Origin of the sequence: Actinacidiphila epipremni, from assembly GCF_012034175.1 — a bacterium.
GTDB lineage: Bacteria > Actinomycetota > Actinomycetes > Streptomycetales > Streptomycetaceae > Actinacidiphila > Actinacidiphila epipremni.
The window spans coordinates 1-21,752 of sequence record NZ_JAATEJ010000040.1 but is presented as its reverse complement, the minus strand read 5'-3'; the positions used below and the strand labels follow the sequence as shown (position 1 = coordinate 21,752).

The following is a 21,752-nucleotide window of genomic DNA, read 5'->3' as shown; positions in this document are numbered from 1 at the left end:
CCATGGTGAAGAAGTTGCTGACCGTCGGGGCCGTCGCGGCGGCCATGGGTGCGGCGCTGGCGCAGGTACTCCCGGACATCCGGCGCTACTTGCGGATGCGCGCGATGTGACCCGTGGGCGGTGGGCCGGTGCGCCGGCGCGCGGCATCAGCGCGGGGCGCCTTGCGCCGAACGGGTAGTCGCGCGCGGCGCCGGCCGCGTGGCGGCGGCCGGGCGGCGCCGCCGGGTCCTTTAGTGGAGCCGGGCGGCCGGTCGGCAGGGGATGAACGATGCACGAGATGTCCATCGCGATGGCGGTGATCGAGCAGGTGGAGCAGGCGGCGCGGTCCGCCGGCGCCACCGGTGTGCACAGCGTCCACCTCCAGGTCGGCGAGCTGGCCGGAGTGGTGCCCGACGCGCTGTCGTTCGGCTTCGGGCTCGGCTGCGAGGGCACGCTGCTCGCCGACGCCCGGCTGGTCACCGAGACCGTGCCGGGGCGCGCCCGGTGCCTGCCGTGCGCGGACGAGTGGGCGGTCGGGATGCCGCCGGACCTGTGCTGCCCGGTGTGCGGCACGGCCGCCGCCGAGCTGGTCTCGGGCCGTGAACTGCAGATCACCGGCGTGCGGTTCGACGACGCCGGCACATCCGGCGGGCAGCGCCGGGAACGGCAACCGACCGGTGAGGAGCGCTGAAGCATGTGCCGAGTGGTGGACCTGCAGCAGGCCGTACTGGCGGGCAACGACGTCCGGGCGCAGGAGTTGCGCGCCGGGCTCGCCGCGCGCGGCACGACGGTGGTCAACCTGCTCTCCAGCCCCGGCAGCGGGAAGACCGCGCTGCTGGAGCAGGAGCTGCTGCTCGCCGGCGAGCGCGGCCTGCCGGTCGCGGCGCTGACCGCGGACCTCGCGACGGAGAACGACGCCAGACGGCTCGCCAGGTCCGGTGCGCCCGTCAAGCAGGTGCTCACCGACGGGCTGTGCCACCTGGAGGCGCACATGCTCGCCCGGCACCTCGACGGCTGGCTGCCGGACGGCACGCGGCTGCTCTTCGTGGAGAACGTCGGCAACCTGGTGTGCCCGGCCTCCTACGACCTCGGCGAGACGCTGCGGGTGGCGCTGGCCTCGGTGACCGAGGGCGAGGACAAGCCGCTGAAGTACCCGGCCGCCTTCGGTCTCGCCCATCTGGTAGTGGTGACCAAGGCGGACCTGGCGCAGGCGGTGGGCTTCGACGAGGCGGCCTTCCGGGCGCATGTGGAGCAGGTCAACCCGGGCGTGGAGGTGCTGCTGACGTCGGTGCGCGGCGGGCTGGGCGCCGGGGCGCTGCTGGACCGGGCGACGGCCGCGGCGGACGGCGGGCCGGTGCACGCGCCGGTCATGGCGCGCGGCGGCACGGCGGCGGGGCACACGCACGGCGGCCACGGGCACGCTCACCCGCACGAGGACGAGCACACGCACGACCGCATGCATGACCACGGGCACGGCGGTGCGCCGGAGGGCGTGCACGCGCATCCGCACGCCCTTCCGGCGTCCCACGCGCACGCGCAGGGCGGCGCGCACGCGCCCGGGCGCCCTCACCCGCACGAGGACACACCCGAAGGCACGCGCGAACCCGCCCCGGGGCACGCCGCCGCGAGCGGGCGGCCCGGCGCGGTGACCGCGCGGTCATGACGCAGGCCCCCGTGGAGGCCGCCGCCGGGCCGCGGCGGCGCAGCCGGGTGACCGTCACGGGCGTGGTGCAGGGCGTCGGCTTCCGCCCCTACGTGCACGCGCTCGCGACCTCCCTCGGGCTCGCCGGCCATGTCACCAACACCGGGGACGGCGTCGTCGCGGAGGTCGAGGGCCCACCCGGCGCGGTGGCCCGGTTCTGCGAGCGGGTCGGGCCGGGGGCGCCGCCGCTGGCCGCGGTGGAGTCGGTGGACCTGTGCGAGCTGGCCGTGACCGGCGGCAGCGGCTTCGCCATCGTGCCCTCACGCGGCGGCGGCCCGGTCCGTACGCTCGTGCCGCCCGACACCGGGACGTGCGCGGACTGCCTGGCCGAGCTCGCCGACCCGGGCGACCGGCGGTACCGCCACCCGTTCATCAGCTGCACCAACTGCGGGCCGCGGCTGACCATCGTGACCGGGCTGCCGTACGACCGGGCGCACACCACGATGGGCGGCTTCCCGATGTGCGGGGCGTGCGCGGCGGAGTACGCCGACCCGGCCGACCGGCGCTTCCACGCCCAGCCGATCGCCTGCCACGACTGCGGCCCGCGGCTGCGGCTCGTCGTCCCCGGCAGCCCGGACACCGGCGGCGCGGACAGCGGCGGAGACCCGGTGGCGGCGGCCCGGGCGCTGCTGGCCTCGGGGGCGATCGTCGCCGTCAAGGGCCTGGGCGGCTACCACCTGGCGTGCGACGCCGGCGACGAGGCCGCGGTGGCGCTGCTGCGGCGGCGCAAGGCCCGCGGCGGCAAGCCGTTCGCGGTGATGGTGCGCGACCTCGCGGGCGCCGGGCGGCTCGCGCAGGCCGGGCCGCGGGAGCGGGAGCTGCTCACCGGGCCGGTACGGCCCATCGTGCTGCTGCGCCCGCGCCGCCCGGGCGTCGCGGGCGCGGTGGCGCCGGGGGCGCCCGACATCGGGGTGATGCTGCCGTACACACCGGTGCACCATCTGCTGCTGGGGCTGCCCGGGGACCCGCCGGGGCCGGCGGCGCTGGTGATGACCAGCGGGAACGTCTCCGGTGAGCCGATCGTGACCGACGACGCCGAGGCGCTGGAGAGGCTGGGGCCGCTCGCGGACGCCTTCCTCGTCCACGACCGGCCGATCCGGGTGCCGTGCGACGACTCGGTGGTGCGGGTGGTGGACGGGGCGGTGTCGCTGGTGCGCCGCTCGCGCGGCTACGCGCCGCTGCCGGTCGCGCTGCCGGTGGACGTGGAGCCGGCGCTGGCGGTCGGCGGGGACCTGAAGAACGTGCTGTGCCTGGGCGCCGGGCGGCGCGCGTGGCTGTCCGGGCACATCGGCGACATGGACGGCCTGGCCACGACCCGGGCCTTCGAGCAGGCGCTGGGGCAGCTGTCGGACGTGACGGCGGTACGGCCGCGGGTGCTGGCCGCCGACCGGCATCCGCGCTACCGCTCGGCGGCGTGGGCGCGGGCGCACGCCGAGGGCCGGCCGGTGGTGCGGGTGCAGCACCACCACGCGCATGTGGCGGCGGCGATGGCCGAGCACGGGCTCGGCGCGGACCGCCGGGTCGTCGGGGTCGCCTTCGACGGCACGGGCTACGGCGACGACGGTGCGGTGTGGGGCGGGGAGTTCCTGCTCGCCGGCTACGACGGCTTCGCGCGGCTGGCCCGGCTGGCGTACGTACCGCTGCCCGGCGGCGACGCGGCGGTGCGCCGGCCGTACCGGATGGCGCTGGCGCACCTGCGGGCCGCGGGCCTGGCCTGGGCGCCGGACCTGCCGCCGGTCGCGGCCTGCCCGCCGGACGAACTGCGGGTGCTGGAGCGGCAGCTGGAGCGCGGGCTGAACTGCGTGCCGACCTCCAGCATGGGGCGGCTGTTCGACGCGGTGTCGTCGCTGGCCGGGGTGTGCCGGCTGGCCGGCTACGAGGCGCAGCCGGCCGTGGAGCTGGAGGCGGCGGCGCTGGCGGCCGGGCCCGGCGGCGGCCTGCACCCCGGTTACGCCTTCGCGCTGCGGCCCGGCGCGGCCGGGGACGCCGAGCTGGTCGCCGACCCCGGGCCGGTGCTGGCCGCGGTGGTGGCGGACCTGCGGGCCGGGGTGGGCGCCGGCGGCGTCGCGGCGCGCTTCCACCGGGCGGTCGCCGCGCTGGTGCGGCAGGTGTGCGCGGCGGCCCGCGAGCGGCACGGCCTGGACACCGTCGCGCTGACCGGCGGGGTGTTCGGCAACGCGCTGCTGGCGCGGGGCTGCGCCGAGGGCCTGCGGGCCGACGGTTTCACGGTGCTGCTTCACCGGCTGGTGCCGCCCAACGACGGCGGCCTCGCGCTCGGCCAGCTCGTGGTCGCCGCCCGCCGCGGCGGGGGCGGATGAACCGCCGCTCCCCCGCATACCGGACGGCCCCGGCGTCCACCCGCGTATCCCACGGATCCCCCCACCCACAGCAAGGAGAGCCCATGTGCCTGGCGGTGCCCGGCAGAGTGCTGGAGATCGAGGACCGGGACGGCACCCGGATGGCCAGTGTCGACTTCGGCGGCGTCGTGAAGGAGGTGTGCCTGGAGTACCTGCCGGACCTGCGGGTGGGCGAGTACGCCATCGTGCACGTCGGCTTCGCGTTGCAGCGGCTCGACGAGGAGTCGGCGCTGCGCACGCTGGAGCTGTTCGCCGAGCTCGGCGTGCTCCAGGAGGAGTTCGGCGACCCGTGGGAGGCCGCGGCGCACAGCGGCGGCGCCCCCGGGGCGCCGGGCGCGGACGGCACGGGCACCACGGACGGCACGGACGGCACGGACGGCACGCGGGAGGCGCTGCGGTGAAGTACATCGACGAGTTCCAGGACCCGGACCTGGCGCGGCGGCTGCTGGACCGCATCCACGCCACCGTCACCCGGCCGTGGGCGCTGATGGAGGTGTGCGGCGGCCAGACCCACACCATCATCCGGCACGGCATCGACCAGCTGCTGCCCGACGAGGTGGAGCTGATCCACGGGCCCGGCTGCCCGGTGTGCGTGACCCCGCTGGAGGTCATCGACAAGGCGCTGGAGATCGCCTCCCGGCCCGAGGTGATCTTCTGCTCGTTCGGCGACATGCTGCGGGTGCCGGGCACCGGCCGCGACCTGTTCGGGGTGCGCGGCGAGGGCGGCGACGTACGGGTGGTGTACTCGCCGCTGGACGCGCTGCGGATCGCGCAGCAGAACCCGGACCGCCAGGTCGTCTTCTTCGGCATCGGCTTCGAGACGACCGCGCCGCCCAACGCCATGACGGTCCACCAGGCGCGCAAGCTCGGCATCCGCAACTTCAGCCTGCTGGTGTCGCATGTGCGGGTGCCGCCGGCGATCGAGGCGATCATGCGCTCCCCCGACTGCCGGGTGCAGGCGTTCCTGGCGGCGGGGCATGTGTGCAGCGTGATGGGCACCGGCGAGTATCCGGCGCTGGCCGAGCGGCACCGGGTGCCGATCGTCGTCACCGGCTTCGAGCCGCTGGACATCCTGGAGGGCGTGCGGCGCACGGTGGAGCAGCTGGAGCGCGGTGAGCACACCGTCGACAACGCCTACCCGCGGGCGGTGCGGGCCGAGGGCAACCCGGCGGCGCGGGCGATGCTCGACGACGTCTTCGAGGTCACCGACCGGGCGTGGCGCGGTATCGGGGTGATCCCGCGCAGCGGCTGGCGGCTGGCGGAGCGCTACCGGGAGTTCGACGCCGAGCACCGCTTCTCGGTGCACGGCATCGACACCGTGGAGCCGGCGGCCTGCCGGGCCGGCGAGGTGCTCCAGGGGCTGCTCAAGCCGCACCAGTGCGAGGCGTTCGGCACCGTGTGCACCCCGCGGACGCCGCTGGGGGCCACGATGGTCTCCAGCGAGGGCGCGTGCGCGGCGTACTACCTCTACCGGCGGCTGGACGCCGCCCCGGCGCGCCAGGAGGCGACCTCCGTTGTCTGAGCTGTCCGGACTGCCCGAGACCTTCCCGGCGCCCGCGGGACCGCCGCCGGTGGACATGCTGGGGTGGACGTGCCCGGCGCCGCTGCGCGACCAGCCGCGGGTGGTGATGGGGCACGGCGGCGGCGGGGCGATGTCGGCGGAGCTGGTGGAGCACGTGTTCGCGCCGGCCTTCGGCGGTGAGGTGCTGGCGCAGCTCGGCGACGCGGCGGCGGTCACCCTCGGCGGGGCGCGGCTGGCCTTCTCGACCGACTCCTACGTGGTGCGCCCGCTGTTCTTCCCCGGCGGCTGCATCGGGGACCTCGCGGTCAACGGCACGGTCAACGACCTGGCCATGTGCGGCGCCCGGGCCGCGTACCTGTCCTGCGCCGTGATCCTGGAGGAGGGCGTGGAGATGGCGGTGGTCGCGCGGGTCGCGCAGGCGATCGGCGCGGCGGCCCGGGCGGCGGGCGTGGAGGTGGCGACCGGCGACACCAAGGTCGTGGAGTCCGGGCACGGCGACGGGATCTACCTCAACACGGCGGGCATCGGGCTCGTCCCGGCCGGGGTGGACCTGCGCCCGCAGCGGGTGGTGCCCGGCGACGTGGTGATCGTCAGCGGGCCGATCGGCGCGCACGGGGTGGCGGTGATGAGCGTGCGCGAGGGCCTGGAGTTCGGGGTGGAGGTCGTCAGCGACACCGCGCCGCTGGGCTCGCTGGTGGCGGCGATGCTGGAGGTGACGCCGGACCTGCATGTGCTGCGCGACCCGACCAGGGGCGGCCTGGCGGCGTCGCTCAACGAGATCGCCGGGGCGGCGCGTGTCGGCGTGGTGGTGAACGAGCGCGCCGTCCCGGTGCCGCCCGCGGTGGCCAACGCGTGCGCGGTGCTGGGGCTGGACCCGATGTACGTGGCCAACGAGGGCCGGCTGGTGGCGTTCGTGCCGCGCGGGCACGCGGACGCGGTGCTGGCGGCGATGCGGGCGCATCCGCAGGGCGCGGGCGCGGCGGTCGTCGGCGAGGCGGTGGCGGACCACCCGGGCATGGTCGTGGCCCGCACGGGCCTGGGCGGCACCCGGGTGGTGGACCTGCCGGTCGGCGAGCAGCTGCCGCGGATCTGCTGAGCCGTGGCCGGGGCGACGGGCGCCGGGGCCGCCCGCGCGGGCGGGGGCCGGCGCGGGTTGACCCGGCGGGCGGTGGTCGCGGCGGCGTCCGGCGCGGTGGCGGCGGGCTGCGGCGGCGGGTCGCCCGCGCGGCGCCGGCCGCCCGGCACGGGGCCGGGCACGGCGGCCTGGGAGCTGGCCTCCACCGGGCCGGACGAGGCCGTCCAGGGGTACGCGGACAAGGTCAGCGTGCGGCCCGGCGAGAGCTTCCGGCTGCATGTGTCCACCACCGCCCGGGCGTTCCGCGTCTCGGCCTTCCGGGTCGGCTGGTACGCCGGCCGGCAGGCGGCGCTCGTGTGGTCGTCCGGCACGGTGGCCGGGCGGCGGCAGGCGCGGCCGGCGCTGGCCGTGCCGCGGCGGACGGTGGGGGCCGGCTGGGAGCCGAGCCTGGAGGTCGCCGCGCACGGCTGGCCCGAAGGGGCGTACCTGCTGCGGCTGGAGGCGGACTCCGGCCACCAGCGGTACGTCCCGCTGGTGGTGCGCTCGGCGGGCGCGGCGGGCCGCACGCTGCTGATGCACGCCGCCGCGACCTGGCAGGCGTACAACGACTGGGGCGGCTACAGCCTCTACCGCGGGCGCGACCACACCTACGAGCACCGCTCGCTCGCGGTGTCCTTCGACCGGCCGTACGCCGGCAGCGGGGCGGAGAAGTTCCTGGTCTACGAGCGGGCCGCGGTGGTGCTGGCGGAGCGGCTGGGGATCCCGCTGGCGTACACCACCGGCCTGGACGTGCACCGCGACCCGGCCGTGCTGCGCGGGGCGACGACGGCGGTGGCGCTCGGGCACGACGAGTACTGGACGCCGGAGCAGCGCGGGCATGTCACCGCGGCCCGGGACGCGGGCACCAACCTGGTCTTCCTGGGCGCGAACACCTGCTACCGGCGGGTGCGGCTGGAGCCGGGCGCGGACGGGGCGCCGCGCACGGTGGTGTGCTACAAGAACGCCTTCCACGCCGATCCGTACCTGGCCCGGCACCCCGGCATGGCGACCACCGACTTCCGCTCGGGGCCGGGCGCCGACCCGGAGTCGTCGCTGACCGGTGTGCTGTACGAGGGCTATCCCGCCGACGCGCCCTACGTGGTGGAGAGCCCGGGGCACTGGGTCTTCGCGGGCACCGGCGTGCGGCGCGGGGAGAGCTTCCCGCACCTGGTGGGCGTGGAGTACGACCGGGTCACGCCGGACGCGCCGACGCCGTCGCCGATCGAGGTGCTCGCGCACTCGCCGCTGACGTGCAAGGGGCGCCGCAGCTACGCCGATTCGGCGTACTACACCGCGCCGGGCGGGGCGGGGGTCTTCGCCACCGGGACCATGCGCTGGGTGGAGGCCCTGATGGCGGGCACCGACGCGGACGGCGCGGACCACGGCATGGACGCCCGCACCGGCGCCTTCGTCACCCGCGCCACCGAGAACGTCCTGGCCGGCTTCGCGGCGGGCCCGGCCGCGCGGCACCGCCCGGCGCCGCGGGACAACGCAGGCGCGCTGTACGGCCGCTGACGCTACGCCAGGGCCGGCGCGGCATCCGGGTCCTGGTCGGGGTCCGGGTCCGGGTCCGGGTCCGCCGAGGGGGCCGGGTCCGCCGACGGGGCGGCGGCGTGGGCGCGGTCGAGGAGGGCGGGGGTGTCGGGGTCGGTCTGGAGGGCCGGCAGCAGCACCTCCCACATGCCGCGCAGCCGCTCCTCGATGCGCGCCCGGCCGTCGAGGGCGTCGGAGACGGTGTGCAGGCCGAAGAACGCGTAGACGACGGTGAGCGCGGCGGTGTCGGGCGCCACGCCCGGCGCCAGCTCCCCCGCGGCCCGTGCCTCGCGCAGCAGTTCGGTGACCGTGTCGATCCACGCCTGGAACGGCCCGGGCACGGGCGCGTCGATGGCCTTGCGCTCCATCCACAGCCGGGACCCGGCGCGTACCACGACGTCGTCGCGGAAGGCGCGGGCGACGGCGAAGCTCAGCGACACCAGCTTGTCGACGGCCGGCGCCGCCGCGGTCCGGACCTGGGCGATCAGTGCCGGCCAGGTGGCCAGCGTCGCACCGACGACCGCGAGCGCGAGCTTCTCCTTGTTGCTGAAGTGGAAGTAGATCGCGCCGCTGGTGCGGCCGGAGCGGGCACTGATGTCGCTGATGCTGGTGCCCGCGTACCCGCGTTCCTCGAACAGCTGCGCCGCGGCCTCGACCAGATACCTGCGTGTCGTCTCGGCGCGTTCCTGCACATCCACTCCGCAATTTCCACTTGCCGCCATCTGTGCGCGGCCCGGTCGCCAACGGGATGCAATCTAGCGCCTGCGCGACTTCCCGCCGTTACATCCACGAAGCAATCCGGGTGCGAATTTCCCGAACGCACGTTTCTCTTGTTATATGAAAAACTTGGTCAGCGCTCCACCCGCCCCGGATCGCGCCCGCGATCTGAGTTGGTCGCGGACCGTTCCGCGGGAGATGGTGCATCGCACATCAGTGGCCGAGGTGCTGCTGACCGACGTCAGGGGGGATCCGGCCGGCGGCTTCCACGCGGCGGCGTGCTGGCCCCGCTCGCATCCGACGTTCTCCGCCGACGGCAGCGGCCGGCACAGCCCGCTGCTGGTGGTCGAGACGCTGCGGCAGCTGGGGATCTACCTGCCGCTGCGGTGGTTCGGGATGCCGCCGACGACCCGGATGCTCATCGACGACCTGTACTTCGTCCTCGACCCCGACCACGAGCCGCACCCGGTGGCCGGCTGCACCGAGGTCACCTGCGCGGTCAGCATCGCCGACCCGCGGCGCCGCTCCGACGGCCGGCTGACGGCGCTGCGCCTCGCGGTCTCCTTCCGGGCCGGCGGACGGCTGTTCGCGCAGGCCGGAGGCGGTGCGCGCTTCCTGCCGCCGGAGCGGTACGCGGCCGTGCGCGGCCGGCGGCTTGAGGCCCGGCTGCCGGCGTCCGCGCCGGACGGGCGGCCCGACCCGGCGGCGGTCGGCGTGGCGCGCCCGGGCGACGTGGTGGTGGCGCGGCGGGCGGGGGCGCTCGCGGTGGAGCCCGCCGACTTCGGGCATCCGTTCTACTTCGACCACGCCAGCGACCACATGCCCGGCATGGTGCTGCTGGAGGCGGCCCGCCAGGGCGCGGCCGAGGCGAGCGGCGGGCGGCTGCTGCGACCGGTCAGCGGGGTGATGGCGGCCTCCCGCTTCACCGAGTACGACCCGCCCGCCCGCGTGGAGGCGGTCGCACACCACCGGACCTGCCTTTTCCGTATCCGCCAGGGCGGCGCGGTGACGGCCTACGGGGCACTGGGTTTCGCGCGACTTCTGCGCGACACGCCGTAATTACTTGACTACCGTTCGTCGTCGTCAATAACGTAACGATCGTTATGTTCCTGGTGGTTCCCGGTGGCGCGGGTGACCGCCAGGGGCCTGCCACCGTGCGCTTTCTCGCGCGTGTCGCGGTTTCGCGACGGTGTGCCGGGCCGCTTTCGCCGCCGGAGCAGACGGGCGTTTCCTACGTGTGCTCGGGCATTCCTGAACGGAATCTCGCCAATGAACCACATCCCCCTTTCCGTTTCCCCGTCACCGACGGACCCCTCGCTCCCCCCGGGGGCGCCGGGCGCCCCGGGCACCGCCCCGGTCGGCGCGCAGCGCCCGGCGGCAGCGCGCATCAAGCGGGCGCGGCTGCTGTCCTGGACCCCCGACGCGGTCGTCTTCGACTGCGACGGCACGCTCATGGACACCGAGCGGCACTGGCAGGACGCGCGCGAGCTGACGCTGCGCGAGTACGGCCTGCAGGCCGCGCCCGGCTTCGCCGAGCGCGCCAAGGGAGTGCACTACACCGAGTGCGGCCAGCTCATGGCCGACGAGGCCGGCCGCCCCGAGCTGACCGGCAAGCTCACGCAGGCGCTGCTCGACCACTTCCGCACGCTGGTCGCGGCCGAGCCCACGACCATGCCGGGAGCCGCAGAGCTCGTGGCCAACGCGGCGAAGTTCGCGCCGCTGGCGGTCGCCAGCAACTGCCCGGCCGACGTGGTCGAGACCTGCCTGTCCACGGCGGGCCTGCTGTCGTACTTCGACCATGTGGTCGTGCCCGACTCCGCGGTACGGCCCAAGCCCGCGCCGGACGTCTACCTCACCGCGGTGCGGCTGTGCGGCGCCCGTCCCGAGCGGGCGCTGGCCGTGGAGGACTCGGCGTGCGGCGTGCAGGCGGCGCTGCGGGCGGGGCTGCGGGTCATCGGCGTCGGGCCGTGGCCCGGCGAGGAGGCCGCCTCGGACGTCGACCTGTGGGTGCGCCGGCTCGACGACCCGGACGTCTTCGAGTGGGCCGGGCGCCGGGTGGCGCAGGCGCTCGGCCGCTGAGGCCGGGGCGTACCCGCCGCTCAGTGCAGCAGCGGCGCGAGCGAGGTGACGGGGCCGCCGGCGGCGGTGAACAGCAGCGCGATCCCGACCGCTCCCGGGTCGGGGACGCCGGCGGCCCGGTCGCCGAGATAGCTCGCCCGGCCGCGGCGGGCGGTGCTGCGCGTGGTGTCGTGCACACCGCGCCAGGCCGCTCCCGCGGCCTCGCCCAGCGCCTGGGCCGGGTCGTCGGTGGTGGCCGCGGCCAGTGCCCGGGCGGCCGGGTCGAGCGCGTCCACCAGCGTCTTGTCGCCGACCTCGGCGTCGCCGACCCGCTGGATCGCCGCGAGCCCGCCGCGCACGCCGGCCGCGAGGGCGGCGGTGGGCGAGCCTGCACCGCCCTCGCGCACCGCGTCGGCCAGTTCCTGGAAGAGCAGGCCGAACAGCGGGCCGCTGGTGCCGCCGACCTCGTCGAGGAAGGCGGTGGCCGCGGCGGCCAGCGGCGCCGCCGGTGACGCGTCGGGGGCGGCCCGCCCGGGGGGCGGGGTGCCCGCGGCGGGGCCTGCGGGGGTGACCGCGCGGCCGGTCGGCAATGCGGCGTCGCCGGTGGGCGGCGACAGCAGCCGGAGGGTCGCCTGGAGGCCCGCGACGAGGTTCATGCCGAAGTCGCCGTCGCCCACCTGCTGGTCCAGCGCGGTCAGTTCGGTCTCCGTCGCCGTCGCCGTCGCGGCGAAGCCGTGCACCCAGCGGTGGGTGAAGTCGGCGAAGGCCAGTGGCCCGGTCTGCTCCGGTCGGGTGGTTGTGTCGCTCATGGTGCGTCCTCCCGTTGTCGGCGGCACCGCTGCTCCCGCTAGCGGGTGGTCCGCCCCGGGCGGGCGGGCCAGGCGGGAGCGGCGGCGGGGGCGTCGTACAGTCGCAGCACCTCGTCGTCGGCGTCGAGGAGTGTGACGGAGAAGCCGCGCATGTCCAGCGCGGTGACGAAGTCGCCGACGAGGGTGCGGACGGTGGTGGCACCGCGCTTGTCCAGCAGCAGCGCGACCTCGCGCAGCACCGCGTACAGCTCAAGGCGGGTGACTCCGCCCAGGCCGTTGACGAGCACGATGAGCCGGGAGTCCCCTGACAGGTCCAGTGCCTCGGCGAGCGAGGCGACCATCTCCTCGGCCAGGTCGCGCAGCGAGCGGGTGCTCAGGGTGCGGGCGGCGCGTTCGCCGTGGATGCCGACGCCGTACTCCAGCGTGCCGGGCGGCAGGGTGAAGGCGGGCTCCCCGGTGACCGGGGAGGTGTGCGAGGCGGAGGCCACGGCGAGGCTGCGGCTGCGCGCCACCAGCGCGGCGCCGAGGTCCTCCAGTTCGGCCAGGCCGCGGCCGTCGTCGGCCGCGGCGCCGAGGATCTTCTCGACCAGCACCGCGGCGCCGGTGCCGCGGCGGCCGGTGGCCGACTCCGCGGACTGCGAGGCGACGTCGTCGTCGATCAGCACCCGGCCGCAGGCGATGCCCTCGTGGGCGAGCCGTTCGGCGGCGATGCCGAAGTTGATGCGGTCGCCGGTGTAGTTCTTCACCAGCAGCAGCACACCGTCCTCGCGGGCGACCGAGCGGGCCGCGGCGAGCACCTGGCGGTTGTGCGGCGAGGCGAAGACCCGGCCGGGGCACGCGGCGTCCAGCATGCCGGTGCCGACGTAGCCGAGATGCAGCGGTTCATGTCCGGAACCGCCCCCGGAGACCAGGCCGACCCGCCGGGTGGGCGCCGGATGCAGCGCACGCAGATAGCCGTCCCGCTCGTCCCAGCGGACGGTGTCCGCGTGGGCGAGTGCGAAGCCGGCCAGCGCGTCGTCCACCAGGTCGGGGAGGGCGTTGGCGAAGTACAGGCTCATGGCGCGACCTCCTGTCCCCTCATCATCGTCAGGTCTGCGCCGCCGTCCGGCAACCGATGCCGGTCGGGGCCGGTGCCGGGCCGGCCGACGCCGGGGGTCGCCGGCCCGGCACCGGGTGGCGGGGGCGCGGGGGGCGGCCGACACTGGGGGCGTGACCAGGCTGACGAGGCGGCACGCGGCGGGGGACGACGCGCTGCGGGCGGCCGTCGCCGCGGTCGGGAGCACGCTGGACGTGGCGCGTACCGCGGACGAGCTGGTCCGCGCCGCCGTGCCGGCTCTCGCGGAGCTGGCCGTGGTGGATCTTTTCGACGGCGTCACGGACGGCGAGGAGCCGCCGCCGGGGCCGGTCGACGGCTGGGCCGTGACGCTGCGGCGCGCCGCGGTGTGCCCGTCGGGGCAGCCGCGCGGCGGCGCCGCGGTGGGGGCCGAGGTCGGCTACCACCCCGGCAGCCCGTACGAGCGGTGCCTGGACGGTGGCGGCCCGCAGCTGGTGGCCGAGGCCGCCGAGGGCGCGGCCTGGCTGCCGGCGGAGGCGCGCGCGGTCGCGGCGCACGGCGTGGTCGTCGTGCCGCTGGCCGCGCACGGCGCTGTCCTCGGCCTGCTGCACCTCTACCGCGGGCGCGAGTACGCCCGCTTCCACCGCGACGACCTGGACGTGGCCGCGGGCCTGGGCCGGTACGGCGGTGCGTGCCTGGACAACGCGCGGCGCGCCACGCACGAGACGCGCTCGCTGGAGGCACTGCGGCACGCGCTGCTGCGCGATGTCGTGCCCGCGCACCCGTCCGTCGAGCACGCCCGGCGCTATCTGCCCGGGCGGCTGGACCGGGGCGCCGGCGGCAGCTGGTGCGACGTGATCGCGCTGTCCAGCGCGCGGGTCGCGCTGATCGCCGGCGACGCCACCGGGCGCGGCATGCAGGCGGTCGCGCGGGCCGGGCGGGCGCGCTCGGCGATCCGGGCGCTGCTGAGCATGGACCTGGCGCCCGGCGAGCTGCTCACCCATCTGGACCATGTGGTGCGGCGGCTCGTCGCCACGAACAAGGCCGCCGGGGAGACGAACGGCGTCACCACGACGTGCCTGGTGGCCTTCTACGACCCGGTCAGCGGGCGCTGCCAGGCCGCGAGCGCCGGCCATCCGCCGCCGGTGCTGGTCCGGCCGGGGCGGCGGCCGGAAGCGCTCGACATGCCGGTGGGCCGGCCGTTCGGCGAGCACGGGGTGCCGTTCGAGACGGTCACCTGGGACATCCCGGACGGCGGTGTGCTGGCCTTCCACGCCGGCGGCCCGGCCCGCGGCCACGGCGGCGGGCCGCCGGCGGCCCTGCTGCGGGCGCTGGAGGAGCCGGCCGACTCGCTGGAGGAGATGGCCGGCAACGCGGCCGACGCGCTGCGCGAAGGGCGGCCGGCCGACGAGGACGCGGTGCTGCTGCTCGCCCGGCCGCGGCCCGTGCCCGCCCCCGATGTGGTGTCGTGGGAGCTGCCGCCGGAGCCCGCGGCCGTCTCGCGGGCCCGCGATCTCGCGGCGGGGCAGCTCACGGCGTGGGGCGCGGAGGACGAGGCCGCGACGATGCGGCTCATCGTCAGCGAACTGCTCACCAACGCGATCCGCTACGGCCGGCCGCCGCTGACGCTGCGGCTGATCCGCGGCGACCGGCTGGTGTGCGAGGTCGCCGACGCCTCCAGCACCTCGCCGCACCTGCGGCACGCTGCGGGCACGGACGAGGGAGGCCGCGGGCTGTTCCTGGTGGCACAGCTCGCGGATACCTGGGGCACGCGCTACACCCCGCAGGGCAAGACCATCTGGGCGGAGCAGCCGCTGGACGGCTGACCACCCGTGGTCCGGCCGGGCGGCGGGCTCACCCGCCGCGTCCGGGCCCGCCGCGCACGGACCCCGGTGGTGCCTCCTGCCGGCGGCGCCTGCCGCCGCGGTGCACCGCCCAGCACGCCACACCGGCGAGCGCGGCTGCGCTCGCGGCGAGCAGCAGGCCGGCCGCCGACAGGGCGAGCGCGGTGAACAGCAGCACCAGTGCCAGGACGCTCGCCCACGCCGTGACCCGGCGACCGCGCGGGGCGCCGCCGGCCGGTTCCTCCAGCGGCGGCGGGGCCGGCTCGGGCGCCCGGAGCGGCTCCGGGCGGGACCGGCCGAAGTCGGCGAGCGTCCTGGCCAGCCCGGGATCCTCCCGGGTGAGCGACCGCTCGATGTCGGCGATCACGCGTCGTTCGTGCAGGGAAAGGACCATCGTGCGCCTCCTCACCCCCGAGAGGCCCGGCAACCGTCGCGGGTGCTCGCCGTCCGTACCCGCGGCTGCGACCCGCCCTTGTCCGCCGACTACCCGCGGAACGGAACTCGCAATCGCCCCATAAGGGTTATTTCTGACATGGCTCGCCCGGTGCCGCCGGCCGCGACGCCCCCGGGCGCGGAGGCAGGATGGGAGGCATGGACAGGCACGGGACGTCCGCGCTGGTGGTCGTCGACATGATCAACACCTACGACCACCCGGACGCGGACCTGCTGGTGGAGTCGGTGCGCGAGGCGCTGCCCGCCGTCACCAGGGCGCTGGAGGCCGCGCGCCGGCACGGCACCGACGTCATCTACGTCAACGACAACTTCGGGCGCTGGCGCTCGCACCACGACGAGCTGGTGACGGCGGCGCTGAAGGGCCCGCACGCGGAGCTGGTGGAGCCGGTGCTGCCGGACGAGGACGCGCTGTTCGTGGTGAAGGCCCGGCACTCGGTCTTCTACCAGACGCCGCTGGAGTACCTGCTCCAGCAGCAGGGCGTCGGGCATGTGGTGCTGTGCGGCCAGGCCACCGAGCAGTGCGTGCTCTACTCGGCGCTGGACGCGCACATCCGGCATCTGGACGTCACCGTGCTGCGCGACGCCGTCGCCCACATCCACCCGGACCTGGCGGACGCGGCGCTGCGGATGATGGAGCGCAACATGGGCGCGCGGATCGTCGACGTGGACGACATGGACTGGTGAGCCGCGCGCTTCCCGGCCGCCGACCCGCCTTCGGGCCGCCGGCCTTCCGGCCGCCGTCTGCGCGGGCGGCGGCTGCGGGTGCGGCGGCTGCGGGTGTGCGGCGGGTCAGCCGCCCTGCCCGGCGGCGCGGGTGCCGCCGGCGCCCGCGGTGGTGGCCGCGCCGGAGCCGGCGTGCTCGCCGGAGGCCGGCGGCATACGGCCCTCGCCGCCGAAGTCCAGGGCGACCTTGGTCCAGCCCTGCTCGCGGCGGTCGAAGGACGCGTACGCCTCGATGACGTCCTCGACGGCGGGCCACCGGGTCGCCAGCGGGGACGGGTCGAGCGCGCCGGCCGCCACCAGCGAGACCAGGTGCGGCACGATCGCCCGGTGGTTGCAGTTGCCGGACTTCAGCGTGAGGTTCTTCATGAACGCCTCGCCGAAGGGGTACGTCTCCACCCGCGGCGGGTACACCCCGACGGTGCCGATCGTGCCGGCCTTCGCGACCGCCCGCACCGCCCAGCGGGCGGCCTGGGAGGGCGCGTCGCCCGGCACCCAGGTGTCGCCGCTCGGCCGGGCGTCGGGGGCCGCCCGGGCCCGCTCCCGCTCGTCCTGCTCCGCGCGGCCCGCGGCCTGCTCGGCGGCGGGCCCGCGCGCCGGGCGCTGCGCGTCCACGCCGACCGCGTCGACGACCCGGTCCACGCCGATGCCGCCGGTGAGCTCCCTGATGGCCTCGACGGGGTCCTCGGCGTTGAAGTCGACGACCTCGGCATGCTGGCGCGCCGCGAGGTCCAGCCGGCCCGGCACGCCGTCGACGAGGATGATCCGGCCCGCGCCCTGGAGCCGGGCGCAGGCGACCGCGGCCTGCCCGACCGGGCCGCCACCGAGGATCGCGACGGTGTCGCCGGTGCCGATCTCGGCGAGCCGGGCGCCGAACCACGCGGTGGGGTAGATGTCGGACAGCAGTACGCCCTGCGCGTCGTCCACGGTGTCCGGCAGCGGTACCAGGCCGACGTGCGCGTACGGCACCCGGGCGTACTGCGCCTGGAGGCCGTCGAGTCCGCCGGCCGCCTCGGGGCCGCCGAAGAAGACGGTGCCGGCCTGCGGGCCGCCGGGGTTGGCCCGGTCGCACTGGGCGTAGTAGCCGGCCCGGCAGTAGGAGCAGCTGCCGCAGCCCACGGTGGAGGGCACGACGACCCGGTCGCCCGGGCGGAAGTCGCGCACGCCCGAGCCGACCTCCTCCACCACGCCGACGGCCTCGTGGCCGAGGATCCGCCCGGGCGCCATGCCGGGCATGGTGCCGCGGACGAAGTGCAGGTCGGTGCCGCAGATCGCGGAGGCGGTGATACGCACCACCGCGTCGTAGCGGTCCTGGATCTTGGGTTCGGGTACGTCGTCGAGCCGGATGTCGCCGATCGCGTGCCAGACCACGGCCTTCATGTACATCACTTCCCTCGGACGGGCGTACGGGCCTACGGGCGCGGGCGGCCGGCGCGGACCGGGCCCGCCCCGTGGCGGGTGTCCGGCGGGGCGGGCCGTAAACGGCGGATCGCCCGCCGCACGGCGGTTGGGCCGGGGGCGTACGGGTACCCGCAGGTCGAACGCATTCACGGGAGGTGGTTTGCGATGGCCGGCACCACCCGGCGGGACGTCATGCACGCGCTGCTGGACACCTGCGGGCACACCTATGCGCAGGACGCGGGCATCCGCCTGAAGAACACCCCGCAGCCGCTGTGGCAGCTGCTGGTCCTGGCCGATCTGCTCAGTGCCCGGATCAGCGCGAACATCGCGGTCGCGGCGGCCAAGGAGCTGTCGGCGGCCGGTATGCGCGACCCGCGGCGGATGGCGGACGCCACCTGGCAGGAGCGGGTCGACGCGCTGGGCCGCGGCGGCTACCGGCGCTACGACGAGCGCACCGCCCGGCAGCTCGGCGACGGCGCGCGGCTGGCGCAGCAGCGGTACGGCGGCGACCTGCGCGAGCTGCGCGAGGAGGCGGACGGCGACGTGGACGCGATGCGGACCGCGTTGCAGGAGTTCCCGGGCGTCGGGCCCGCCGGCGCCGACATCTTCCTGCGCGAGGCGCAGGCGGTGTGGCCGGAGGCGGCGCCGTACTTCGACGGCAAGGCGATGCAGGGCGCCCGTGCCCTGGACCTGCCGGCCAAGCCCGGGGCGCTGCTGGAGCTCACCGACGACGCGGAGCCTGCCGTGGTGGCGGCGGCGCTGGTGCGGGTGGCGCTGGACAAGAAGGCGCCGGAGGCGGTGCGCGAGGCCGCGCACGCCTGAGCCCGCCCCCCGGCCGGCCTGCGCCGGCGGCCCGCGCGCTCACCCGTCGGCCCGGGCCGGGCGGCGGCGGGCGCGCAGCAGCGGGAGAGCCGCGAGCAGCGCGCCGAGGAGCAGTACGGCGGCGCCGACGTACCGCAGCCCCGCGTCGGCCCCGGTCACGAAGGCGGTCACGATGTCGTGCCGGCGGGCGGGGCCCGCGGCGGCGAGGGCCTGGGCGACGGTGTGCGGCTCGCCGTGGGCGCGGATGTCCGGTGGCAGGGCGTCGTGGAAGCGGGCGGTGAGGACGGTGCCGATGACGGCGACGCCGAGGGCGCTGCCGAACTCCCGGGTCGTGGACTGCAGTCCGGCGCCGACCCCGGCCTGGGCCGGCGGGAGGGACCCGGCGATCGCGCCGGACAGCGTCGGCAGGGCCAGCGTCACCCCGGCCCCGATGACGACGAGCCAGCCGGCGTAGGCGGCGTACGGCGTGCCGGTGCCGCTGGTGGACAGCCCCAGCATGCCGCCGCCGACGAGGGCGAAGGCGAGCGCGACGGTGGCGTCCAGGCCGATGCGGTGGGCGAGCTTGCCGACGTGCCGGGCGCCGAGCACGATCGGCACGGTGAGCGGCACGATGCCCAGGCCGGTGCGCAGCACGCCGAAGCCCTTGCCGTACTGCAGGAACGAGGCGTTGACGTAGAACAGGCCGAACATGCCGAAGAAGACGGCCGTCATGCCCAGGCACGCCCCGCGCAGCCGCGGCAGCAGGAACAGGCGCGGGTCGAGCAGCGGGTGCCGGACCCGCAGTTCGACCAGGGTCCAGGCGGTGAACAGGGCGGCGGCGCCGGTGAAGCCGCCGAGGACGACCGGGCTTCCCCAGCCGGATTCGGGGCCCTGGACGATGCCGACGAGCAGCGCGACGGACGCGGCGACCAGCAGCAGGGCGCCGAGCGGGTCGAGGCGGCGGTCGTGCCGGGCGGAGACGGGCGCGACGCGCGCGGTGAGGGCGGCGAGCAGCAGGGCGAGCGGCACGGCGGCGGCGAACAGCCAGCGCCAGGACCCGCCGCTGAGCACCGCTCCCCCGCCGACGTTGCCGGCGACGCCGCCGAGGCCGGTCATCGAGGCCCAGGTGGCGATGGCGGCGGCCCGGCGCTCGGGCGGCACGGCGTGCAGCAGCACCGCGAGGGTGTTGGGCAGCACGGCGGCGGCGCCGACGCCGGTGACCGCCCGCCCGGTGAGCAGCACCGGCAGGCCGGGCGCGGCGGCCGACAGCAGGGCGCCGGCGGCGAAGAGGAGCAGCCCGGCCAGCAGCACGCCCTTGCGGCCGAAGCGGTCCCCGGCGGCGCCGCCGGGGATGACCAGGCACGCGAAGACGACGACGTAGGAGTCGACGATCCACACCAGCGCGGAGGCGCCGGGGTGCAGGGTGCTCGCGGCGAGCATCGGGACGGTGAGGTTGACGGCGGCGACCATGCCGACGACGAGGGCGACGCAGGCGCACATCGCCGCGAGCAGGGGGCCCTGGCGGGGTTCGGGCGGCGGGGCCGTGACCGGCGCGCCGGCCGGTTCGAGGACGTTGTTTCCCATGCCGGTGACGCTAGGCAGGCCGGCGGGTGGCGTGCCACGCAACTTCGGCAAGGTGCTTTTGCGTGCGGCGCAACTATGCTGGCCGGTGTGACGGCGACCGATCTGGACCTGAACCTGCTGCGGGTCTTCGACGCCCTGCTGGCCGAATCCAGCGTGACGGCCGCGGCGGAGCGGCTGCACCTGTCGATCCCGGCGACCAGCCGGGCGCTGGGCCGGCTGCGGCGGGCGATGGGCGACCCGGTGCTGGTGCGGGCCGGCCGCGGCATGGCGCCGACGCCGTACGCGCTGCGGATCGCGCCCCGGGTGCGGTCGCTGCTGGACGAGGCGGCGGCGCTGGTCGGCGCGGAGCGCGAGGTCAGCCCGGCGGACCTGGAGCGTACGTTCACCGTGCGGATCAACGACGGGGTCGCGGCGACGCTGGCCTCGGCGGCGGTGGAGGCGACCGCGGCGGTGGCGCCCGGGGTGGTGCTGCGGTTCGTGGCGGAGGGCAACGAGAGCCTGGAGGCGCTGCGGGACGGCACGGTGGACCTCGACATCGGGGCGGGGGACGACACCGCGCCGGACGTGCGGTCGGCGCTGCTGTACCGGGAGCGGGTGGTGGGTGTCGTCGCGGAGGCGAGCCCGCTGGGCCGGGACCGCCCGCCGACCCTGCGGGAGCTGTGCGCCCACCCGCATGTGTCGGCGTCCCGCCGGGGCCGCGCCCGGGGCCCGCTGGACGACGTGCTGGAGGCGGCGGGGCTGCGCCGCCGGGTCGCGGTGGTCGTGCCGACCTTCGCGGTGGCGGCGCTGCTGGTGGCGTCCAGTACCTACGTGGGCCTCCTGCCCGCCCGGCTGGCTCAGGCGCACGCCCGGGCGCTGCGGCTGCGGGCGTTCCCGATCCCGGCGGAGCTTCCGCCGATCGACGTACGGCAGTTGTGGCACGCCCGGCTCGACGCGGATCCGGCGCACCGGTGGCTGCGGGAGACACTGGCGGCGGCGCTGCGCTGAGTCGGGTTGCGGGCCCTCAGGTGGTGGTGCGGTGCCGGCGGCGGGCCAGGCGGGTGGCGTCGGCGGTGGCCAGCAGGGCGAGGGCCAGGCAGATGGCGGCCAGGACGACGAGGACGGTACGGCCCGGCGAGTCGCCCGGCTCGGAGACGGCCGCCCACCACGAGAGCAGGCCGGCGCCGGCCAGGAAGAGGGGCGCGTAGACCAGGGAGAGCAGCAGCCGCAGGCCCAGTGCGGACTTGGCCCGGATCGGTTCGGTGCCGGCTCGTGCACGCCGGCGGGTGTTCCGCGGTCCCATGGCGCTCCTTCCGCTGCCGGTGGCGCGTGGGTCCTCAAGCACTTCGGGTACCCATTGCCCCAGCGGGCATTCCGGGCGCGCGGGCGCTACAGGGAGGCGCGGATCCGGCGCGGGGCGTCGAGCAGCCGGCTCACGCCGCGCACCAGCATGGGGGGCTGGTCGCTGTCGCCCGGCGAGACGTGCAGCACGTAGTAGACCTGCTCGATCGACGGCGGGCCGACCGCGAGGGTGCGCAGGGCCGCCTGGCGCGAGGTGGCCTGGCCGGTGCGCACCAGGTAGGCCGCCGTCATGGAGCCGGTACGGCCGACACCCGCGCCGCAGTGCACGTACACCGGGCCCGGCGAGTCGCGGACGACCGCGAGGAAGGCGTCGACCTGGGCGCGGGTGGGCGTCTGGCCGTCGCGGACCGGGAGCCGCACGGAGGCCAGGCCGGCCTGCGCGGGGCGGGCGAGGTCGGCGGGCGGCAGCTTCTCCGCCCGCAGGTCGACGACGGTGCGGATGCCGCGCCGGGCCAGCTCGCGATATCCGGCCTCGGTGGGGGCCGAGCCGCGCCACACCTTGCCGTCGACGCGCAGGAAGTGGTTGATGCCGGCCTCGGTGTGCCGGCCGCCGGACGCGTCGTGCCGGGCCCACCCGCTGAGCGCGAGCATGCCGCCGACCGAGCCGGCCCACAGCACGCCGTAGCCGAGCAGGCAGTACAGCAGGTACCTGCCGGTACGCCGGGCGAGCGCCCGGCCGTCGAACGGCAGCCGTGGCGCCGAGGCCGGCGCGGCGGCGGGCCGGGGCGGGGCTTGGGGAGAGGGGAGCGGGGACAAGCGCTGT

Annotated in this window: 22 protein-coding genes; 14 read left to right on the top strand and 8 right to left on the bottom strand. The window is 76.5% G+C overall.

Annotated elements, in window-relative coordinates; translation table 11 throughout:
- The first annotated feature begins 2 nt into the window (after nucleotides 1-2).
- The 8 genes from HCN08_RS37020 (at nucleotide 3) to HCN08_RS32590 (ending at nucleotide 8,189) form a co-directional block, all read left to right on the top strand.
- Nucleotides 3-110: a DUF6893 family small protein gene (locus tag HCN08_RS37020; protein ID WP_407648923.1), complete on the top strand. Its 108-nt coding sequence runs from the start codon at nucleotides 3-5 to the stop codon at nucleotides 108-110.
- A gap of 158 nt (nucleotides 111-268) precedes the next feature.
- On the top strand, nucleotides 269-670 hold the full coding sequence (locus HCN08_RS32620) for a hydrogenase maturation nickel metallochaperone HypA/HybF (protein WP_167986936.1): 402 nt from the start codon (nucleotides 269-271) through the stop codon (nucleotides 668-670).
- 3 nt (nucleotides 671-673) lie between these two features.
- Complete coding sequence (hypB, locus tag HCN08_RS32615; RefSeq protein WP_167986935.1) at nucleotides 674-1,642, top strand: hydrogenase nickel incorporation protein HypB; 969 nt, start codon at nucleotides 674-676, stop codon at nucleotides 1,640-1,642.
- Complete coding sequence (gene hypF, locus HCN08_RS32610; protein WP_167986934.1) at nucleotides 1,639-3,999, top strand: carbamoyltransferase HypF; 2,361 nt, start codon at nucleotides 1,639-1,641, stop codon at nucleotides 3,997-3,999. The genes hypB and hypF overlap by 4 nt, the downstream gene beginning before the upstream one ends.
- Nucleotides 4,000-4,082: 83 nt before the next feature.
- On the top strand, nucleotides 4,083-4,439 hold the full coding sequence (locus HCN08_RS32605) for a HypC/HybG/HupF family hydrogenase formation chaperone (protein WP_240970665.1): 357 nt from the start codon (nucleotides 4,083-4,085) through the stop codon (nucleotides 4,437-4,439).
- On the top strand, nucleotides 4,436-5,560 hold the full coding sequence (gene hypD / locus HCN08_RS32600) for a hydrogenase formation protein HypD (protein WP_167986933.1): 1,125 nt from the start codon (nucleotides 4,436-4,438) through the stop codon (nucleotides 5,558-5,560). The genes HCN08_RS32605 and hypD overlap by 4 nt, the downstream gene beginning before the upstream one ends.
- A 55-nt stretch (nucleotides 5,561-5,615) precedes the next feature.
- Nucleotides 5,616-6,656 (top strand): hydrogenase expression/formation protein HypE, encoded by a 1,041-nt coding sequence (gene hypE / locus HCN08_RS32595; protein WP_167986962.1) that lies wholly within the window; start codon nucleotides 5,616-5,618, stop codon nucleotides 6,654-6,656.
- Between the two features lie 3 nt (nucleotides 6,657-6,659).
- Nucleotides 6,660-8,189 (top strand): N,N-dimethylformamidase beta subunit family domain-containing protein, encoded by a 1,530-nt coding sequence (locus HCN08_RS32590; protein WP_322974817.1) that lies wholly within the window; start codon nucleotides 6,660-6,662, stop codon nucleotides 8,187-8,189.
- Between the two features lie 2 nt (nucleotides 8,190-8,191).
- Here the strand turns inward: HCN08_RS32590 and HCN08_RS32585 are convergent, their stop codons facing one another.
- Entirely contained in the window at nucleotides 8,192-8,905 is a 714-nt protein-coding gene (locus HCN08_RS32585; protein ID WP_407648922.1) for a ScbR family autoregulator-binding transcription factor, read from the bottom strand.
- 139 nt (nucleotides 8,906-9,044) lie between these two features.
- On the opposite strand from HCN08_RS32585, the gene HCN08_RS32580 reads away from it, so the two are divergent.
- Both HCN08_RS32580 and HCN08_RS32575 read left to right on the top strand, forming a co-directional pair.
- Nucleotides 9,045-9,983 carry a ScbA/BarX family gamma-butyrolactone biosynthesis protein gene (locus HCN08_RS32580; protein ID WP_167986932.1) on the top strand — a complete coding sequence of 313 codons (939 nt, stop codon included), beginning with the start codon at nucleotides 9,045-9,047 and terminating at the stop codon, nucleotides 9,981-9,983.
- A gap of 327 nt (nucleotides 9,984-10,310) precedes the next feature.
- Nucleotides 10,311-11,003 (top strand): HAD family hydrolase, encoded by a 693-nt coding sequence (locus HCN08_RS32575; RefSeq protein ID WP_322974821.1) that lies wholly within the window; start codon nucleotides 10,311-10,313, stop codon nucleotides 11,001-11,003.
- Nucleotides 11,004-11,023: 20 nt separating this feature from the next.
- Here HCN08_RS32575 and HCN08_RS32570 read toward each other — a convergent pair whose 3' ends face one another.
- Nucleotides 11,024-11,791 carry a DAK2 domain-containing protein gene (locus HCN08_RS32570; RefSeq protein WP_167986930.1) on the bottom strand — a complete coding sequence of 256 codons (768 nt, stop codon included), beginning with the start codon at nucleotides 11,789-11,791 and terminating at the stop codon, nucleotides 11,024-11,026.
- Nucleotides 11,792-11,829: 38 nt separating this feature from the next.
- Nucleotides 11,830-12,849: a dihydroxyacetone kinase subunit DhaK gene (locus tag HCN08_RS32565; protein ID WP_167986929.1), complete on the bottom strand. Its 1,020-nt coding sequence runs from the start codon at nucleotides 12,847-12,849 to the stop codon at nucleotides 11,830-11,832.
- A 151-nt stretch (nucleotides 12,850-13,000) separates the two neighbouring features.
- On the opposite strand from HCN08_RS32565, the gene HCN08_RS32560 reads away from it, so the two are divergent.
- Nucleotides 13,001-14,671, top strand: a complete 1,671-nt coding sequence (locus HCN08_RS32560; RefSeq protein ID WP_167986928.1) for an ATP-binding SpoIIE family protein phosphatase — start codon at nucleotides 13,001-13,003, stop codon at nucleotides 14,669-14,671.
- A 28-nt stretch (nucleotides 14,672-14,699) separates the two neighbouring features.
- Here HCN08_RS32560 and HCN08_RS32555 read toward each other — a convergent pair whose 3' ends face one another.
- A complete protein-coding gene (locus HCN08_RS32555; protein ID WP_167986927.1) occupies nucleotides 14,700-15,083 on the bottom strand; it encodes a DUF3040 domain-containing protein in 384 nt (127 codons plus the stop codon).
- A 197-nt stretch (nucleotides 15,084-15,280) separates the two neighbouring features.
- Between HCN08_RS32555 and HCN08_RS32550 the strand changes: the two genes are divergently transcribed.
- A complete protein-coding gene (locus HCN08_RS32550; protein ID WP_167986926.1) occupies nucleotides 15,281-15,826 on the top strand; it encodes a cysteine hydrolase family protein in 546 nt (181 codons plus the stop codon).
- Nucleotides 15,827-15,931: 105 nt separating this feature from the next.
- Here the strand turns inward: HCN08_RS32550 and HCN08_RS32545 are convergent, their stop codons facing one another.
- Nucleotides 15,932-17,242: an alcohol dehydrogenase catalytic domain-containing protein gene (locus HCN08_RS32545; protein WP_167986925.1), complete on the bottom strand. Its 1,311-nt coding sequence runs from the start codon at nucleotides 17,240-17,242 to the stop codon at nucleotides 15,932-15,934.
- 186 nt (nucleotides 17,243-17,428) lie between these two features.
- On the opposite strand from HCN08_RS32545, the gene HCN08_RS32540 reads away from it, so the two are divergent.
- Nucleotides 17,429-18,085 carry an HhH-GDP family DNA glycosylase gene (locus HCN08_RS32540; RefSeq protein ID WP_167986924.1) on the top strand — a complete coding sequence of 219 codons (657 nt, stop codon included), beginning with the start codon at nucleotides 17,429-17,431 and terminating at the stop codon, nucleotides 18,083-18,085.
- Nucleotides 18,086-18,124: 39 nt separating this feature from the next.
- Here HCN08_RS32540 and HCN08_RS32535 read toward each other — a convergent pair whose 3' ends face one another.
- Nucleotides 18,125-19,648 (bottom strand): MFS transporter, encoded by a 1,524-nt coding sequence (locus HCN08_RS32535; RefSeq protein ID WP_206319519.1) that lies wholly within the window; start codon nucleotides 19,646-19,648, stop codon nucleotides 18,125-18,127.
- Nucleotides 19,649-19,735: 87 nt separating this feature from the next.
- On the opposite strand from HCN08_RS32535, the gene HCN08_RS32530 reads away from it, so the two are divergent.
- Nucleotides 19,736-20,635, top strand: coding sequence for a LysR family transcriptional regulator (locus HCN08_RS32530; protein ID WP_322974816.1), 900 nt, complete (start codon nucleotides 19,736-19,738; stop codon nucleotides 20,633-20,635).
- A 16-nt stretch (nucleotides 20,636-20,651) separates the two neighbouring features.
- Here the strand turns inward: HCN08_RS32530 and HCN08_RS32525 are convergent, their stop codons facing one another.
- Both HCN08_RS32525 and HCN08_RS32520 read right to left on the bottom strand, forming a co-directional pair.
- Nucleotides 20,652-20,930: a hypothetical protein gene (locus HCN08_RS32525; RefSeq protein WP_167986922.1), complete on the bottom strand. Its 279-nt coding sequence runs from the start codon at nucleotides 20,928-20,930 to the stop codon at nucleotides 20,652-20,654.
- An 86-nt stretch (nucleotides 20,931-21,016) separates the two neighbouring features.
- On the bottom strand, nucleotides 21,017-21,752 hold a 736-nt coding region (locus tag HCN08_RS32520), incomplete at its 5' end, for a phosphatase domain-containing putative toxin (protein ID WP_322974815.1).

Bases quoted from the DNA above. Each gene is read 5' to 3' on its own strand.
- hypF (WP_167986934.1), top strand. From the start codon at position 1,639: ATGACGCAGGCCCCCGTGGAGGCCGCCGCCGGGCCGCGGCGGCGCAGC.
- HCN08_RS32570 (WP_167986930.1), bottom strand. From the start codon at position 11,791: ATGAGCGACACAACCACCCGACCGGAGCAGACCGGGCCACTGGCCTTC.
- HCN08_RS32565 (WP_167986929.1), bottom strand. From the start codon at position 12,849: ATGAGCCTGTACTTCGCCAACGCCCTCCCCGACCTGGTGGACGACGCG.
- HCN08_RS32620 (WP_167986936.1), top strand. From the start codon at position 269: ATGCACGAGATGTCCATCGCGATGGCGGTGATCGAGCAGGTGGAGCAG.
- HCN08_RS32540 (WP_167986924.1), top strand. From the start codon at position 17,429: ATGGCCGGCACCACCCGGCGGGACGTCATGCACGCGCTGCTGGACACC.
- HCN08_RS32580 (WP_167986932.1), top strand. From the start codon at position 9,045: ATGAAAAACTTGGTCAGCGCTCCACCCGCCCCGGATCGCGCCCGCGAT.
- HCN08_RS32535 (WP_206319519.1), bottom strand. From the start codon at position 19,648: ATGGGAAACAACGTCCTCGAACCGGCCGGCGCGCCGGTCACGGCCCCG.
- hypB (WP_167986935.1), top strand. From the start codon at position 674: ATGTGCCGAGTGGTGGACCTGCAGCAGGCCGTACTGGCGGGCAACGAC.
- HCN08_RS32525 (WP_167986922.1), bottom strand. From the start codon at position 20,930: ATGGGACCGCGGAACACCCGCCGGCGTGCACGAGCCGGCACCGAACCG.
- HCN08_RS32545 (WP_167986925.1), bottom strand. From the start codon at position 17,242: ATGAAGGCCGTGGTCTGGCACGCGATCGGCGACATCCGGCTCGACGAC.
- HCN08_RS32555 (WP_167986927.1), bottom strand. From the start codon at position 15,083: ATGGTCCTTTCCCTGCACGAACGACGCGTGATCGCCGACATCGAGCGG.
- HCN08_RS32605 (WP_240970665.1), top strand. From the start codon at position 4,083: ATGTGCCTGGCGGTGCCCGGCAGAGTGCTGGAGATCGAGGACCGGGAC.
- HCN08_RS32550 (WP_167986926.1), top strand. From the start codon at position 15,281: ATGGACAGGCACGGGACGTCCGCGCTGGTGGTCGTCGACATGATCAAC.
- HCN08_RS37020 (WP_407648923.1), top strand. From the start codon at position 3: ATGGTGAAGAAGTTGCTGACCGTCGGGGCCGTCGCGGCGGCCATGGGT.
- hypE (WP_167986962.1), top strand. From the start codon at position 5,616: ATGCTGGGGTGGACGTGCCCGGCGCCGCTGCGCGACCAGCCGCGGGTG.